The 15,550-nt window shown below is 69.2% G+C and carries 12 protein-coding genes; 11 read left to right on the top strand and 1 reads right to left on the bottom strand.

Annotated features, from left to right (window positions below):
- Nucleotides 1–46 precede the first annotated feature (46 nt).
- From ABD323_RS00580 to ABD323_RS00565, 4 genes are all read left to right on the top strand, one after another.
- The gene (locus tag ABD323_RS00580; protein ID WP_344437669.1) at nucleotides 47–832 is read left to right on the top strand and encodes a dTMP kinase; all 786 of its coding nucleotides are present in this window, start codon (nucleotides 47–49) and stop codon (nucleotides 830–832) included.
- A 45-nt stretch (nucleotides 833–877) separates the two neighbouring features.
- Nucleotides 878–1,843 (top strand): phosphoribosylaminoimidazolesuccinocarboxamide synthase, encoded by a 966-nt coding sequence (locus tag ABD323_RS00575; RefSeq protein WP_344437666.1) that lies wholly within the window; start codon nucleotides 878–880, stop codon nucleotides 1,841–1,843.
- A 94-nt stretch (nucleotides 1,844–1,937) separates the two neighbouring features.
- Complete coding sequence (locus ABD323_RS00570; RefSeq protein WP_344437664.1) at nucleotides 1,938–2,600, top strand: 3'-5' exonuclease; 663 nt, start codon at nucleotides 1,938–1,940, stop codon at nucleotides 2,598–2,600.
- A 55-nt stretch (nucleotides 2,601–2,655) separates the two neighbouring features.
- Nucleotides 2,656–3,288: a mycothiol-dependent nitroreductase Rv2466c family protein gene (locus ABD323_RS00565; protein WP_344437662.1), complete on the top strand. Its 633-nt coding sequence runs from the start codon at nucleotides 2,656–2,658 to the stop codon at nucleotides 3,286–3,288.
- Nucleotides 3,289–3,426: 138 nt separating this feature from the next.
- On the opposite strand, the gene ABD323_RS00560 is transcribed toward ABD323_RS00565, so the two are convergent.
- A complete protein-coding gene (locus ABD323_RS00560; protein ID WP_344437660.1) occupies nucleotides 3,427–3,993 on the bottom strand; it encodes an NUDIX hydrolase in 567 nt (188 codons plus the stop codon).
- A gap of 1,315 nt (nucleotides 3,994–5,308) precedes the next feature.
- Here ABD323_RS00560 and ABD323_RS00555 point away from each other — a divergent pair.
- The 7 genes from ABD323_RS00555 (at nucleotide 5,309) to casB (ending at nucleotide 15,533) form a co-directional block, all read left to right on the top strand.
- Entirely contained in the window at nucleotides 5,309–6,166 is an 858-nt protein-coding gene (locus tag ABD323_RS00555; protein ID WP_344437658.1) for a hypothetical protein, read from the top strand.
- Between the two features lie 93 nt (nucleotides 6,167–6,259).
- On the top strand, nucleotides 6,260–7,411 hold the full coding sequence (locus ABD323_RS00550; RefSeq protein ID WP_344437655.1) for a hypothetical protein: 1,152 nt from the start codon (nucleotides 6,260–6,262) through the stop codon (nucleotides 7,409–7,411).
- Nucleotides 7,408–8,910: a hypothetical protein gene (locus tag ABD323_RS00545; protein ID WP_344437651.1), complete on the top strand. Its 1,503-nt coding sequence runs from the start codon at nucleotides 7,408–7,410 to the stop codon at nucleotides 8,908–8,910. Before ABD323_RS00550 ends, ABD323_RS00545 begins: the two co-directional genes overlap by 4 nt.
- Nucleotides 8,907–10,271 carry an AAA family ATPase gene (locus ABD323_RS00540; RefSeq protein ID WP_344437649.1) on the top strand — a complete coding sequence of 455 codons (1,365 nt, stop codon included), beginning with the start codon at nucleotides 8,907–8,909 and terminating at the stop codon, nucleotides 10,269–10,271. Before ABD323_RS00545 ends, ABD323_RS00540 begins: the two co-directional genes overlap by 4 nt.
- Nucleotides 10,272–10,319: 48 nt before the next feature.
- Nucleotides 10,320–13,184: a CRISPR-associated helicase Cas3' gene (gene cas3, locus ABD323_RS00535; RefSeq protein ID WP_344437647.1), complete on the top strand. Its 2,865-nt coding sequence runs from the start codon at nucleotides 10,320–10,322 to the stop codon at nucleotides 13,182–13,184.
- Nucleotides 13,174–14,910, top strand: a complete 1,737-nt coding sequence (gene casA / locus ABD323_RS00530) for a type I-E CRISPR-associated protein Cse1/CasA (protein ID WP_344437644.1) — start codon at nucleotides 13,174–13,176, stop codon at nucleotides 14,908–14,910. Before cas3 ends, casA begins: the two co-directional genes overlap by 11 nt.
- Entirely contained in the window at nucleotides 14,907–15,533 is a 627-nt protein-coding gene (gene casB, locus ABD323_RS00525; protein ID WP_344437642.1) for a type I-E CRISPR-associated protein Cse2/CasB, read from the top strand. Before casA ends, casB begins: the two co-directional genes overlap by 4 nt.
- Nucleotides 15,534–15,550 lie beyond the last annotated feature (17 nt).

Below are 15,550 nucleotides of genomic sequence, written 5' to 3'. Positions count from 1 at the left end.
TCCGACACTTCCCTCCCCGCCTTCGTCACCGAACGGATGCCGCCGCATGACGATCACAGCGCACCGCCCTGCCTGCACCCGCGGCCCGCTGATCTCCGCCGAGGGCCTCAACGGAGTCGGCAAGACGTACCTCACCAACCGCGCCCTCGAAGGTCTCGGCCCCAAGCCGTTGATGCTGGGCGCCTTTTCCCAGAGGGCCACCAGGCACCCGGGTCTCGGCGACGCTCTGCTGCGCGCGCTGCGCGAGGCCAGCGTGGGCGACCCGTTCCTGCGCGGCGGCACCCCCATGACCGAGGCGCTGATCCTCATGGCCATCAAGCGGCACGACCTGGACACCGTCCTGCCCGAACTGGCCAGCGGACGTCCCGTCATTGAGGGCCGGAGTGTGGACACCACCGCCGTGTGCCAAGCGCTGCAGCTGCACCCCGGCGATCTGGACGCCGCCCGCCAGAGTGCGGTCGCCCTGCTCGGCCTCGCCGCCACCTACCGTCCGCTGCCAGACCTCACGATCCTGGTCACCGACGATCCCTCGAAGGCCCTGGAACGCGCGCAGCGGCGGGACCGGTGCGCTTTCACCACCGAGCAGGCCACGTTCATGGCCGAGGCGTGCACGCTCTTCGAACAGCTGGCCACTACCGATCCGGTCCGCTACAGGGTCGTGGACCGGCGCCACGTCAACGAGTACGAGGCGGCCCAGCAGATCCGGGCGTGGATCGAAGGTGCGGGCGACGACCTGGGCTGCTTGTCGGAGCCGTGGCAGGGCCCGGGAGCGGCGTGCATGTGCTGCGGCACGGAACCAGGCATGAATGGCCGCTACTCCCCGAACAGTTGATCCCACCCGATGACGGCCTGATGCCGTCGAACCTTACGGAGCACCATGCCCTTCCTCCACTCGACCAAGAACCTCCAGATCGTCGAACCGCCCACCGCCGCCAGGGAAGGTGTGGGCATCTTCGAGTACACGGACAACTACACCGTCTTCCACTACGGCCGGATGCCGGACCCGATTCCCGGCAAAGGCGAGGCGGTATGCCGCATGGCCGTCGCCAACTTCACGATGCTGGAGGCGGCCGGCGTGCGGACGCACTTCCGCCGCTTCATCGCCCCGAACCGGATCGAGTTCACTCTCGCGCGCCCCCCGGCCTCCACCGCCCGCCCCTTCACCCCGGAGCAGGGCAGCTACCTCCTCCCCCTCCAGGTCCTCTTCCGCAACGAGCTCCCACCAGGAAGCTCCGTCCACCGGCGACTGGCCGCCGGCGACCTGACCGCAGCCGACGTCGGCCTGCGTGTGATCCCCACGGTCGGCGAGAAGTTGGAACGGCCGCTCATCGAGTACGCGACCACCCGCGAAGTCGTCAACCGCTTCATCACCCCCGGCGAGGCCCGGCGTCTCGCCGGCTTGGACGACGAGCAGTTCGAGGCCATGCGCGAGACCACCCTCAAGGTCAACGAGGTGTTGACCGGGCACGCGGCCAGGATCGGGCTGAGCCACTGCGACGGCAAGGTCGAGTACCTGGTGACGGGCGATCGGGAACTGACGCTCGCCGACAGCCCCGGCACCCCGGACGAGAGCCGCTTGATGTTCAACGGCGTGCACTGCGGCAAGCAGATCCTGCGGGACTGGTACGTCACTTCCGGACGCGAGATCCCGGTCGGCAGGCTGATCGCCGCGGGCACCCCCAGGAGCCAGTGGCCACACCCACCACCACTTCCGCCGGCATTCGTACCGGTGATGACGGACCTGTACCGCGCCCTGAGCGAGGCGTGGACGGGCGAGCGGCTGTGGGATGCACCGGACCTCAAGGCCGCCACTCGTGCCGTCACCGAGACCATCCATCGGTGACGGCACATCAGAACCGTTGCCGCTTCGGCATGCTCGTATGGGCGTGCCGGGCACCGGTCGGCACCGGTGCGGACCTCGCGAGAACGCTGGAGACATGGGAAGCCTGACCGACGACCCCGCCTTCCGAGCCGTCACATTCGTGGTCATCGACTTCGAGACAACGACGCCAACGGGCTACCCGGCCCAGCCGATCGAGGTCGCCGCCCGCGCTCTGCGCCACGAGGACGGCGGATGGACGCAGAAGGGGACAAGCGCATCCCTGATCCGGCCGCCCGCGTTGGCCCCGGTGACTCCGGCCGACACCGCCCAGACCGGGCTGACGGCCGAGCAACTGCGGCAGGCGCCCACACCCGCCGAAGCGCTCGGCGCGCTGAACAGACGGTTCACGGCCGGCACCCCGTACCTGCTGGTGGCCCAGCACGCCGCCACCGAGGCCAACGTGATCTACAACCAGCGCGAGCACTGCCCGGCCCTGGCCCGCGTCAACTTCCTCGACACGATCCCGCTGGCCAAGCACCTCGTCCCGGGGCTGGCAAACTACAAGCTCGACACCCTGCTCTCGCACTTCTCCATCCCGCAGCCGACAGACCGTCACAGGGCCCACGCCGACGTTGACGTCACCGCACAGCTGTTCCAGCGGCTCGTCACCCTCGCGCACGAGAGCGGAGGCCTCAACGACCTCGCGGCTCTGGTGAAGACCGCGGGGCGCACGGCCAAGAGCAACCTGCCCGTCCAAGGCGGACTCTTCGACCTCTGACGCCGCCGGGCCACAGATTAGCCCCAACACCCCAAGCGAAGACGGTAACCATCTCATGAGCGACACACAGCTGGACCGCGAAGCGGTCCCGTTCTGGTTCGACCCGCTGTGCCCCTGGGCGTGGATCACCTCACGCTGGCTCCTGGAGGTGGAGAAGATCCGGCCGGTGCAGGCCGACTGGCGGATCATGTCACTGTCCTACCTGAACCTCGTCCAACGCGAGGGCCAAGGGCTCAGCGACGACTACCGGGAGCTGATGACGAAGGCGTGGGGCCCGGTGCGGGTCTGCGCCGCAGCCGCCGAGCACGACGGCCCCGCCGTGCTCGGGCCCCTGTACACCGCCATCGGCACGCGGCTGCACAATCAGGGGCGCCGCGACGACCCCACGGTCATCTTCGAGGCCCTCGCGGAGGTGGGTCTCCCCGAGTCACTTGCAGCGGCTGCCACCAGCACCGAGTTCGACCAGTTCATCAAGGACTCGCACCACGAGGCGTTCGACGAGGTCGGCCTCGACGTCGGAACGCCTGTGCTGCGCATCCGCGGCACGGCCCTGTTCGGCCCAGTCGTCACACCGGCTCCCCGTGGTGAAGCCGCAGGACGGCTCTGGGACGGCCTGGTCGCCGTCGCGGAAACGGACGGCTTCTTCGAACTCAAGCGAAGCCGGGACCGCAAGCCGTCCTTCGAATGAGCGAGCGCCACCGGCTCGTCCACCCAGGCTCACACCCGGCCGGGTTGGACACCGTGGTGGTCGGCCCGCCTAATGAGCAGGCCGACCACGACGCGGAGTCGGCAGGCGGGCTCAGGCTCCCGACGTTCGACGAGGTGGTCAGCCGAGCCGCGCCGGCGCGCTGACCGCCCGGCCGATGCGGCGCCCGACCAGGCGCTCGGCCGTGTCAAGCCGGTACCAGCCCGCGCCCGTCACCTCGGACTCCTGGAGGGGGCCCACGTCGACATTCGCGTGAGCCGTCCTGAAGGCGAATCCAAGGTCAAGATGATGGTGGGCCGGCTCGTCCTTCTCGGGCCGAGCCGGAACCAGGCCGAACTCGATGTAGACCGGCGTCCGCGACGCCGGGAGCACATCAGCGGGGTCCAGCCCGGTCTCCTCCGTCAGCTCGCGCAGCGCTGCGGCGCACAGATCATCGTCGGTGGGCTCAAGGTGGCCACCGGGCTGCAGCGTGATCCCGTACGCCAGATGCTCGATGAGAAGGACCTCGGCGTCGTCGCGAACAAGAAGCGCGCCAACCGTCACATGCATGGGGAAGCTCCGCCGCGAGGCGAAGTCCCGCCCTTCGGTCAGGAGCCGCAGAGGTTCGGACAACTGCCCGATCTCGTCCGGGTGGCGCTCAAGGTAGCTGGCAAGGACGCCCGCGATGGCCGAATCACTGATCGGCACAATGCACCCCCACATCGGCTTGAGAGCGAGGTTCCCCGTAACCCATCGATCGGTTGCAGGCAACGAGTGCTAGCACAGTCAGCTCCAACAAGGTGCTTTATGAACAGGGAAGTTGGGACTCTACAAGTTGAACAGAGTCGACGCATGCCAACGCGCCGTCGCACCGCCGTCCGTCGAACATCGCGGATGCTCTTCTGCATGATGCCGACCGTGTTCCACCAGACATTTTAGTGGATCGAGCTGACGAAGACACAGTTCAGGTACACAGCGAGGGAACCCATCGCGTCGTGATCGGCCTGCGGTCCGCCGGCCAGCAGCGTCGGCCGGCTTCGCCTCCTGCGGCCGGCCGTGGCCCAGGAGCACTGGGCCTTTGAGGGCTTGATCCGCTACACCACGCGGCGGGACACGACCGCAGGACGTGGACGCAGTTGTACTGCTGGCGCCAGCGGGACCATCCCCGCTGGCGCGGGGAGCAGAACAGGGGCAGCAGGTGGGTGTTCAACGCCTCCGGACCATCCCCGCTGGCGCGGGGAGCAGACTGCGCGACCTGCGCCTTCGTCAGTCGCATCGCCGCGTAAATACCACTCTTCCCGACTCGCTCATATCACCCAAACCACCCATGCCGGACAAGCCTCAAGCACAAGCTCCCCAGGAGAAGACCCCCCGTCCGGGCAAAAGGGTCATCTCGATGCACCTCACATCAAGGCCGCAACCGCCTCCGGTGCCTGGCGAACAGGATGAGCTCCGAATCATCGAAGCTGCACCACTGCCAGGACCGCCACAAAGCGTCATCGCACCCCCGAAGGCCCTACTGGCAGACCTTACAGCCGAGCCGTTCGAATCCCCCTCCTTCACCCCGATGAGGGCCACCACCATGCCGATCGCCAGCGATACACAGACCGCCGCAACGAGCCAGGGAACCACGGGCGAAGCCGTAACAGGGGGCACAGCGGACACGGGAGTCCTCCGAGACTCACGACGACAGTGACCGACCAGACTTGCCCCACCATCTCATTCAGGCACTCGATCTACCGTCAGAAGTCTGCAGGCTACCTCCGCCAACGAGGCCGGGCGCGGCCCCGCGACACGACCGCAGGCATGGCCGCCGCAGCGCCGACACCGTCAGGTGGCCGTGCACAGCCTCAACGCGTCACCCCAGAGCTCAAACACCGCAACCCTCCCTCAATCAAACATGATTGAGGGTGCATAGCCATCGATGCGAGCCGCAGGCGCGGAGTATAGCGACGACGCTCAATCTTGGAGAAGGTTTGGAAGTCTTTGGAAAACAAGGGATCCGATGCGCTAGCGTGAGCACATGGCCGAGACCATCGATGAGCTCGAGGCGCGCCTGGCCGACCTACGGGTGGACCTGCGCGAGGCGACCCGCGCCCGTGACAAGGCGAGCGTCAGCCGCATCCGTCGCGAGATGCGCGGCGTCGAGGCCGCATGGGAGGAAGCCCTCGACAGAGAGGAGGCGAGCGCTGCCAGCGACTCAACGGTGCTGTCCCGATCGACGCCATCCCCGAGCGGGGACACGGAAACCGTAGCTCGACCTCCGATGGGAATTCCCGTCCGTGAGCAGGTGCACCAGGCCCTGACAGTCCTCGGGGCCCCTGCCGCGCCAAAGTTGATCTCCGCCGCCTACCAGGCGTTCTTCATCGAGCCCTTGATCGCAACGAAGCTGGCCTCCCTACGTCGAGACGAGGAACGGTCGTTCTCATCCCAAGGTCACACCCGCCCCTACTACATCTGCGCCGCGCTCACCCACGATAGGTTCTCCGTCGCGCGCGGACTGCTCGCTGTCTCCACCTGGCCATTGGATCGCCGGATCATCGGCCCGTTCAGCCCCCGCGTGGACTTCCTCACCCACGCGGTCGGAACGGCATCACAGATCGAGCGTCTCGCATCACTCGGTCATCAGCCGAGCGAGGGGGCCTGGCGGTTGCTGCGACGGTTCGCTCTCAACATTCCCGGCGCACACGAGTACGGCGAACCGAACCCCACTCGTGTCATCGCCGCAGCTCAAGCAGAGATCACCGTCCACCAAGAGACCGACACCCTCGAACGCACCGCCGCAGCCGTCCGGGCGCGAGGACAACTCACTGATGTCCAGGTGCTGTTCGGTGCGCCGCTGCAGCAGGTCGAGCGGCACAGAACCGTCAGTGGTACCTGACCGCTTCCCGGCCCCCGGGCCAGCCTCCCCTGCCCGATGCCGCCGGTAGCCCCCGGCATCGGGACACTGTTGAAACGAACCAAGAAACCAACCATGCCCCTACCTCCCTTCGGCGCGCCCTTAGACCGGCTCGCGCGCCTTCGCGGCCCCCTGCCGCCCAAGGCGTACGACGCCCGCAAGATCACCGCGCTGACCACAAACCCGGCCTGCGACCGGCGAGCTGTCCTCGATGCCGCTGGTGTCGACAAGGCCGCCCTGGCTCGCCGGATCGGATACGACCCGCGCTTCGGGCAGTCGCCGTTCGCGATCAGCCGTGGGCTCACCTTCGAAGAGCTGGTCAAGCGGGACGGCTACGCCGAGCTCCTGCGCCTACTGCGCGAGCAGACCGGAACTCCGGTCGCAGAGGCGGCCGTGGCCGACCTCAACGAAGTAGGAGGGAACGCCTCACTGACTGTCCGTCACAAGGAGACCGCGCGGTTGATCGAGCGGTTGGCGGCGGGTGATGCCGAACGGCTGATCCTGGATCATCCCGTGCTCACTATGGAGGTAGCCGGCCGAACGGCCTACCTGGAGCCGGATGCCCTGACCCACCGCGTGGGCGGTCGCTTCCACTTGGTGGAGATCAAATCGTTCCCCGCCATCGACGGGGTCGCCGACCCGCTCGCGGTGGCCGAGGCGGCCAAGCAGGCCGCCGTTTATGCGATCGCGCTGCGCCAAGCCTTCGTGACGGCCGGGTACGACCCGGACCTCGTGGCTGAGGAGTTCCTGCTGGTGTGCCCGAAGGACTTCGGTAATCGCCCGTACGGCCGACTGGTGGACCTCCGGCAGGAGCGGGAGACCATCGGCTTCCAACTGACTCGGCTGCGCCGTGCGGAGAGCCTGGCAGCGCAACTGCCCGACGGCGCCACCCTTGATGTCAGGGAGGACTCCGGGCACAGCCCGGCACAGCTGGCGCAGTCGGTGTCCGCGCTGACTGCCGCCTACTCCCCGGAGTGCCTGTCATTCTGCGAGATGGCACGCCTGTGCCGGCAGGAGGCGGAGGAGTGCGCGTCGCCGGCACGGCTGGGCAGGGCGGTGCGCAGCGTGATGCCGGGCATGGACTCCATCCGAGTGGTACTGGAACAGCTCGATGGTGTGGCCGGTCCTGCCGCTGGCTCTGCCGTCGACCCGGGGCAGGCTGAGGTGCTGGAGCTGCTGCGCAAGGCCGAGCGGCTGCGGCGCGCGCGACGGGGGGCGGTCGCATGACCATACTCACCACGCTGGCTGCGCTGCGGGCGGTCGGCACCGGCTACGCCGAGCCGATCGCCACCGTGCGCCACGTCCACCTTGAGGAGAGGCCGTTCGTGCTGGTGCCTCTCACTCTCGCCGGCGAGGCCTGCGCTCCGATGGCCGCGCTGGCCGGCACCGATCCGGAGCGGCCGGTGGTTCTGACGGTTCATCAACCTCGTGATCGTGCAGCACGGTTCCGCTTCGTCGAGGAGCTGGCCGAGCTGGTACTGCCGTACCTGGTGGAGCGACTGGTCGAGACCGAGGCCTACCAGTCCGGGCGGGAGAAGGAAGAACGGAGCCGGGCCGTGCGGGGACCGCAGCTGATCGTCCCGAACGGTGAGGGAATCGGCTGGCTGGGCCGGCTCGGCCGGCTGACCCGGTTACGTACGCCCGAGGGCCCCTCCGCGGTGCACCCCTCCGTGGTACTGCTCGGCAAGTGGTTGACCTGGCTCACCGATCGCTCCGAATTTCCCGGAACCAGCACGCTGCTGGCCATGACCAGGCTGCTGACCGATCACTGGGCTACCGGCCAGAGCAGCACCGAGGACTCCCACCTGGCCTCGCTGCTGGCATGGATCGACCCGCCGGCGGGGTTGAGCGGCGCTGCCGCCGCCCGGGTGACCGAGGATCCCTCGATCTGCCCCCCAGCCGGCCCGGTGACCGACCCGGTGTTCGACGTCACGACGCTGCACGGCCTGATGGCCGGCTATGACCAGGCGCTCAGCGATCGCGGGCGTGCGGGCGTAGCCCGCAGGATGGACCGCGAACTGCGAGCGCAGATGCTCCCGACTTGGAAGTCAACGTGGCAGGGAGTTGGGCTGCTGCGGGCGCTACCGGTCGGCACGCGGACAGTCACTCGGTGGCAGCAGGACCGCGCTGAGTTCTCCTCCTACAGCACGTATTTGGCCGAGGACGGGCGCCCGCAGGGCCGCCGCGACGCGGCTGTCGGCGCCGCCCGTAGGCTGGCTCGGCTGGAGGAGGCCGGACAGTTGTACCAGGTGCAGCGCGCCTTCGACGATCCGCTGGTGATGGCCGAGTACGAGCTGACCGGGGAGGCGTTCACCGGCACGGTCGTCGATCGTGACCCGGACCGACTGGATCACGCCGGCAGAACACCTCGGCGTCGGCCCACCATCACCTTGCAGGCGACCGGCCGCCCAGAGGTCGCCGAAGGCGCGACTGTCCGCTCCCCCGTGCGGCCGGGCCAGACCGCCCTGGTTCAGGCGGTCACACCAGCTGGGCAAGGCGAGTTCGAGGTGCTGTTGGAGATCACCGGTGGTCTCGGTCGCGGGTACAAGCAGCCGCTGGCGCCAGGCGCGGTGCCGGATCTGGGTGAAGAGTTGACCTACTCCACGCTCGACCCCTCCTCACCACCCTTTCGTCTCCCCGCTGCCGAGGACACTCCGTGGACTCACGGCGGTCCGCCGCAACCGTATGAACCGACCGCCGACGACGCCGAGGAGGCCTGGGCATGACCATCCCCGAGCCGATTGCTCCTCGGGCGGCGGTAGGCACGCCGGGCGAGCGTGCCGAACGGGCCGTCGCCGCGATCATCGCCGACCTCGACCAAGGCCCTGGGCGCGGTGTCGTCGTGGACTCCCCACCCGGCGCCGGGAAGTCCACCCTGGTGGTGCAAGCCGCCGGGCACCTGGCCGCGGCCGGGCATCAGCTGATGATCGTGGCGCAGACCAACGAACAGGTCGACGACCTCACTGATCGACTGGCCAGCGAATACCCCGACCTCCCACTCGGTCGACTGCACGGCACCGCGGTCCAATTGCCCGAGCGCGTCGTCCGTCATCCGCAGGTGCGCGGCTCTACGCGGATCCAGGCGTTGCGTGAACTGCCGGTCGTGCTCTCGACCGCGAAGAAGTGGTCATACGTGACGCCGCAGACGTGCGAGCCCTGGCGCTGGGCGATCGTGGACGAGGCCTACCAGATGCGCTCGGACGCGCTGCTCGCCACCGCGCCATTATTCGGCGAGCCGGATGCACGAGTGTTGTTCGTCGGCGACCCCGGGCAGCTCGATCCCTTCTCGACCGTCGAGACGGACCGCTGGCGGGGCCTGAGTTGGGATCCGTTGCTGAATGCCGTGGATGTCACCCTCGCCCACACCGCCGACCTGGCGCGGCACCAGCTGCCGATCTCCTGGCGATTGCCCACCAGTGCCGCGCCACTGGTCGAGGGGGCGTTCTACCCGTACTCCCCGTTCGAGTCCGGCACCGGGCCCGGCGACCGCCGGCTGGGTTTCGTCACCGCGGCGCATTCCGCCCGGCCGGTCGACGAGGTTCTCGCGCGAGCTGCCGACTCCGGCTGGGGTCTGCTGGAACTGGAAGCCCGGCACACCCTCGACCACGACCCGGGCGTTGCCGAGGCGCTCGCCGCCACCGCGGCGCGGCTGTTGGAGCGTGGTGCCCTGGGCGATGGCCTCCCGCTCGCCGAGGACCGGATCGCGATCGGCACCGCCCGCACGCTTCAGGCGGCCGCCGTCCGACGACGGCTCGCCGAGCGCGGGCTGACCCGCATCACGGTGGACACTGCCAACCGGCTGCAGGGGCGCGAGTTCGACGTGACGCTGGTATGGCACCCGCTCTCCGGACGGCTGGATGCCAGCGCCTTCCACCTGGAGGCCGGCCGCCTCTGCGTCCTGCTCTCGCGGCACCGCTACGCCTGCATCGTGGTCGCCCGAGCCGGCATCCGCGATGTCCTCGACCGGCACCCGACGACCCGGCCAGTTCATCTCGACGTGAAACCCAAGTTCCCCGACGGCTGGCGCGCCCACCAGAGCGTCATGACCCACCTGGAGCGGCCCGAGCACCGGGTCAGGGCGCTCTGATCACCGACTTGGGGCTCCGCCTCACTGTGGCCTCCACCGGAAGGATCCATGGAACCCGCGCAGATGATGTCCGAGGCCGCTCGAACGGTCTGGGCCAAGCACGACACAGACGACGACGGGTGGCTGCCACTGTGGCAGCACATGGCGGACAGCGGAGCCGTCGCAGGTCTGCTGTGGGACAACTGGGTACCCGCACAGGTGCGTCGACTGGTTGCCGAGGTGATGCCTCGGGGTGAGTCCGACGCACGGCGGCTGGCGGTCTGGTTGGCTCGCACGCACGACATCGGCAAGGCGACCCCGGCCTTCGCCTATCAGGTTGAGGCACTTGCCGAGCGGATGCGAGCGACCGGGCTGGCGATGCCGCCGGCGCAGGTCCTTCGGGCAGATCGGAAGCTCGCCCCGCACGGACTGGCCGGACAGCTGCTACTCCAGGAGTGGTTGGAGCAGCGGCACGGCTGGCCTCGACCGGCCGGTGCGCAGTTCGCCGTCGTGGTGGGCGGTCACCACGGTGTGCCGCCGGAGGATCCGCAGATCACGGCGCTCAGGCGGAGGCCCGAGCTGCTGCACGGCTCCGGGGCTGCCGAGGCACTCTGGCGGTCGGTACAGGTGGAGCTGCTGGAGCTGTGCGCTCAGCGCGCCGGCGTGGCCGAGAGGCTCGCGGACTGGCGTCAGGTGAAGCTCCCCCAGCCTGTGCAGGTACTGCTTTCGGCGCTGGTCATCGTGGCGGACTGGATCGCCAGCAATCGGTCCCTGTTCCCTTACGTCTCCCCCGTGGGCGGGGCGGACGAGGCAGAGCGGGCCCAGGCCGCCTGGGAACAACTGGACCTGCCTGCCCCGTGGCAGCCCGCCGCGCCGCCGTCCATTACTACCGAGCTGTTCGCTGCCCGCTTCGACCTGCCGGAGGGTGCCGAGCCGCGCCCGGTACAGGAGGCGGCGGTACACAACGCGCGCACGATGCCCGTGCCCGGGTTGCTGATCATCGAGGCGCCGATGGGCGAGGGCAAGACCGAGGCGGCGCTGGCCGCCGCAGAGGTGCTCGCCGCACGTAGTGGAGCCGGCGGAGTCTTCTTCGCCCTGCCGACCATGGCCACCAGTAACGCGATGTTCCCGCGGCTGCTGGACTGGTTGACACGGGTGCCGGGGCCGGCCGGGCAGCAGTTGTCGGTCCTGCTCGCGCACTCCAAGGCGGCCCTGAACAAGGACTTCGACCGGTTGCGGACCGGTCGCGGACACGGCCGCCTGCGCTCCGTCGACCTGGACGGGGCAGCGGAGCTACCGCAGCCGGGCCGGGAACTGCGTTCGGCGCCCGCTGAGCTGGTTGCGCACCAGTGGCTGAGCGGCCGGAAGAAGGGGATGCTCTCCTCCTTCGTCGCGGGCACCGTCGACCAACTCCTGTTCGCCGGCCTCAAGAGCCGCCACCTGGCCCTGCGCCACCTGGCGTTGGCGGGCAAGGTGGTGGTGATCGACGAGGCACACGCCTACGACGCCTTCATGAACCGCTACCTCGACCGGGTCCTGGAATGGTTGGGGGCGTACCGGGTTCCAGTGGTCGTGCTGTCAGCAACGCTGCCCGCCGGACGCCGGGCGGAGCTGGCAGCGGCCTACGCCGGAGCCTCGGCGCAGGAACCGGCGTACGCTGCCCTGGCCGCCGCCGAGGCCTACCCGCTGCTCACGGCAGCAGCACCAGGGCAGATACCGGTGCAGGATCGACCGGCTGCGTCGGGGCGAGCTGCCGAAGTGCAGGTCGAGGCGCTCTCCGACGACCTCGACCTGCTGACCGGCCGGCTGGAGAGTGAGCTGGCCGACGGCGGGTGCGTGCTGGTGGTCCGCAACACTGTCAATCGGGTACTGGAGACCGCCGAGGCACTCCGGAAACGCTTCGGCGCCGACGCGGTGACCGTGGCACACGCGCGATTCGTGGATACCGACCGCGCGGTGAAGGACGAGGACCTGCTGGCGAGGTTCGGGCCAGCGAAGGCGTGCCGAGCGGACCGGCCTGATCGGCACATCGTGGTGGCCAGCCAGGTGGCCGAGCAGTCACTGGACGTCGATTTCGACCTGCTGGTCACCGACCTCGCCCCGATCGATCTGCTGCTGCAGCGCATGGGACGGCTGCACCGCCACGACAGGACTCGCCCGAACAGGCTCCGCGTCGCCCGCTGCCTGGTGACCGGGGTGGACTGGCGCGAGCCGGTCCCGGCTCCGGTGCCCGGCTCGCGCACGGTGTACGGGCTGTACGCCCTGCTCCGCTCGTCCGCCGTGCTCCAGCCACATCTGTCGGGCACCGGCCTTCGGTTGCCGCAGGACATCAGCCCGCTCGTCCAGCAGGCCTACGGTAAGGCTGCGGTGGGTCCGGCGCAGTGGACGGAAGCGATGGACGAGGCGTGCCGACAGCACGAGAAGGAGCTGGCCGGCAAGGAGCAGCGGGCCGAGGTCTTCCGGATCGCGGCGACGGCCCGCGCGGGACGACCGCTGACCGGCTGGCTGTCTGCGGGGGTGGGCGACGCCGACGACACCCGCGTGGGCCGAGCCCAGGTCCGCGACAGCCAGGAGAGCCTCGAGGTGATCGCCGTGCAGCAGCTGGCCGACGGCTCCCTGCAGACCTTCCCCTGGCTGGCGGATGGGCGCGGTGGGCTCCCACTCCCGCTGGACGCGGTACCCCAGGGCCGGGCAGCCCGCGCTGCTGCGGCAAGTGCGCTGCGCCTGCCGCTGCACCTGTCGCAGCCACGCATCATCGACCAGGTCATCAGCGAACTGGAGAGGCGCTGTCCCCCGGCCTGGCAGTCCAAGGAAAGCCACTGGCTCGCAGGTGAATTGATTCTTCCGTTCGACACTGACGGTCGCGCGCGGTTGGCAGGGTTCGTCCTGACGTACAGCCGCGACGACGGTCTGGAGGTACAACGTGACGCATGATCACAAGAGAACCGGGCCGAGTGGCCCGCCGCCCTTCGACCTGACAGAACGTCCCTGGCTTCCGGTTCAGTTACTGGATGGCGGCGAGCGCGAACTGTCGCTGCGCGAGGTCTTCGAAGAGGCGAACACGATCCGCCGGCTGTCCGGAGATGTCCCCACGCAGGACTTCGCGCTGCTGAGGCTGCTCCTCGCCATCCTGCACGACGTACTGAACGGCCCGCAGGACAGCGACGAGTGGGCGGAGTTGTGGCATTCCAGCGATCCGTTCGCCGGGGTTTCCGACTATCTCGAGCAACACCGGCATCGATTCGATCTGTGCCACCCGTGCACTCCCTTCTTCCAGGTTCCAGGCCTGACCACCGGCAAGGACGGGCTGTTCCCGCTGAACCGGCTGGTCGCGGACGTGCCGAACGGTGATCCGTTCTTCACTACCCGCTTCCCGGGTGTCACCCGGCTGTCGTTCGCCGAAGCCGCCCGCTGGCTCGTCCACGCACACGCCTTCGACACCTCGGGCATCAAGACGGGCGTCCTGGGCGACCCGCGCGCCACAGGCGGCCGGGCCTATCCTCAGGGCCCGTCCTGGGCCGGGAACCTGGGTGGGGTGAGCATCGAGGGTGCGAGTCTGCACGAATCGCTGTTGCTCAACCTGGTCGCACCCGAGAGTCCGCAGCACTCAGACGTTCCGGCCTGGCGACGACCCCCGGACGGTCCAGGAACAGGCGACCTCGCCCACCGCCCCACCGGCCTCCGTGACCTGTACACCTGGCAATCGCGGCGCGTGCGCCTGCAGGCCGACGCCGATGGCGTGTTCGGGGCCCTTCTGACCTACGGCGACCCACTCACCCCACGGAACAGGCAGCAGGTCGAACCCATGACCGGTTGGCGCCGCAGCCGAGCTCAGGAGAAGAAGCACGGCGAGCAGCTGATCTACATGCCACGCGAACACGACCCCGAGCGCGCCGCCTGGCGCGGCCTTGCCGCACTGCTGGGTGCGAACGACCGCACGGCAGCAACCGCCGGCCGCGAGCCGGCCGACTTCCTGCAACCAATGCTGGTCCACTGGTTGGGACGACTGGAGAACGACGGCCTGCTGCCGGACGGCAAGCTGGTGCGGCTGCGCACCTACGGCACCGTCTACGGCACCCAGCAGTCCGTGGTCGACGAGATCGTCTCCGACGAGGTCGCGATGGACGTCGTGCTTCTGGACGAATCCGACCGCCGACTGGGCACCTGTGCGGTGGACGCCGTCGCACACGCCGAAGCGGCGGTGGAGGTCCTAGGCGCCCTCGCACACGATCTGGTGGTAGCAGGGGCCGCCAACGACAAACGTCGGGTCCAGGGCGACGACAAGACGGTGGCCGAAATCGCCCGGGACCAGGCCCGCGACCGCGCGTACGGCGAGCTGGACGGCCATTACCGCACCTGGTTGGCGGCCATCGCACCCGGCGACGATCCGCAGGAGCTCACCGCGGCATGGCAGCGCACCGCACGCCGGGAGACGGCCCGCCTGGCAGAGCAGCTGTTGGCAGCCGCCGGGGAGCTGGCCTGGACCGGCCGGATGGTGAAGTTCAAGGACGGCTCCGAGCGATGGGTCAACACCGCCTCGGCCGAGCTCCGTTTCCGCACGCGGCTGAACGAATCCCTGCCGCACGCCCGTCGAACCGCTACCGAAGCAGACTCCGGCAACTCCGCCCCCGTATCAGCCGACAGAAAGGCCCAGGCATGACCCTCGCCCCTCCCCCGGCCGGTGAGCGCACCACGCTCACCGCGGTCGGCACCACCGCCGGCACCGAGATCTCCCGGCTGCAGCGTGGCTACCTCGGCCAGCGTTCGGATGCCGTGGCCGCGCTCGCACGGCTGCGCCGCGGCGCCGGCCGGGACGCCAGCGCCGTACCGGACCTGTGGGGACTGCTCGACGTCGACCCGCTGTACGAGCAGCCCGATCTCCACCAGACCCGAGCAGAGAACGCCCTGTACACCGCGATGACCCTGTGGGCCGTGCACCAGCAGTCACAGGGCAACCCGATGCACCGGCGCAGCCAGGAACTGGGCGCAGCCGTGCGTCAACTGATGCGGGCGGGCGAGATCGACGGGGCGATCCTCAAGCGCTTCGTCCGCACCGGCACCGCCCCCACGCTCACTCTGCTGTCGGTTCGCCTGCGCGAACTCGTCACCCTCCTACGACGCGACGGCATCGGCCTCGACTACGCCGTCCTCGCCGACCAGCTCTACTGGTGGCAGTTCCCTGGCCGGGCAGACGGCGTACGCCGCGCCTGGGGCCGTTCGTTCCACGCCTTCCGGCGAGACGCCGAGACGAGTCCACCGGCTGACGGCCCGACCACCTCCTGAATCACCGGCACCACCCC

This window comes from Kitasatospora nipponensis, assembly GCF_039528135.1.
In the GTDB taxonomy this organism is placed as follows: Bacteria; Actinomycetota; Actinomycetes; order Streptomycetales; family Streptomycetaceae; genus Kitasatospora; species Kitasatospora nipponensis.
This window is presented reverse-complemented; position numbering and strand designations above follow the sequence as displayed.

Excerpts from the sequence above, each read along its gene's own strand:
- ABD323_RS00580 (WP_344437669.1), top strand. The coding sequence starts at position 47 with ATGACGATCACAGCGCACCGCCCTGCCTGCACCCGCGGCCCGCTGATC.
- ABD323_RS00575 (WP_344437666.1), top strand. The coding sequence starts at position 878 with ATGCCCTTCCTCCACTCGACCAAGAACCTCCAGATCGTCGAACCGCCC.
- ABD323_RS00570 (WP_344437664.1), top strand. The coding sequence starts at position 1,938 with ATGGGAAGCCTGACCGACGACCCCGCCTTCCGAGCCGTCACATTCGTG.
- ABD323_RS00565 (WP_344437662.1), top strand. The coding sequence starts at position 2,656 with ATGAGCGACACACAGCTGGACCGCGAAGCGGTCCCGTTCTGGTTCGAC.
- ABD323_RS00555 (WP_344437658.1), top strand. The coding sequence starts at position 5,309 with ATGGCCGAGACCATCGATGAGCTCGAGGCGCGCCTGGCCGACCTACGG.
- ABD323_RS00550 (WP_344437655.1), top strand. The coding sequence starts at position 6,260 with ATGCCCCTACCTCCCTTCGGCGCGCCCTTAGACCGGCTCGCGCGCCTT.
- ABD323_RS00545 (WP_344437651.1), top strand. The coding sequence starts at position 7,408 with ATGACCATACTCACCACGCTGGCTGCGCTGCGGGCGGTCGGCACCGGC.
- ABD323_RS00540 (WP_344437649.1), top strand. The coding sequence starts at position 8,907 with ATGACCATCCCCGAGCCGATTGCTCCTCGGGCGGCGGTAGGCACGCCG.
- cas3 (WP_344437647.1), top strand. The coding sequence starts at position 10,320 with ATGGAACCCGCGCAGATGATGTCCGAGGCCGCTCGAACGGTCTGGGCC.
- casB (WP_344437642.1), top strand. The coding sequence starts at position 14,907 with ATGACCCTCGCCCCTCCCCCGGCCGGTGAGCGCACCACGCTCACCGCG.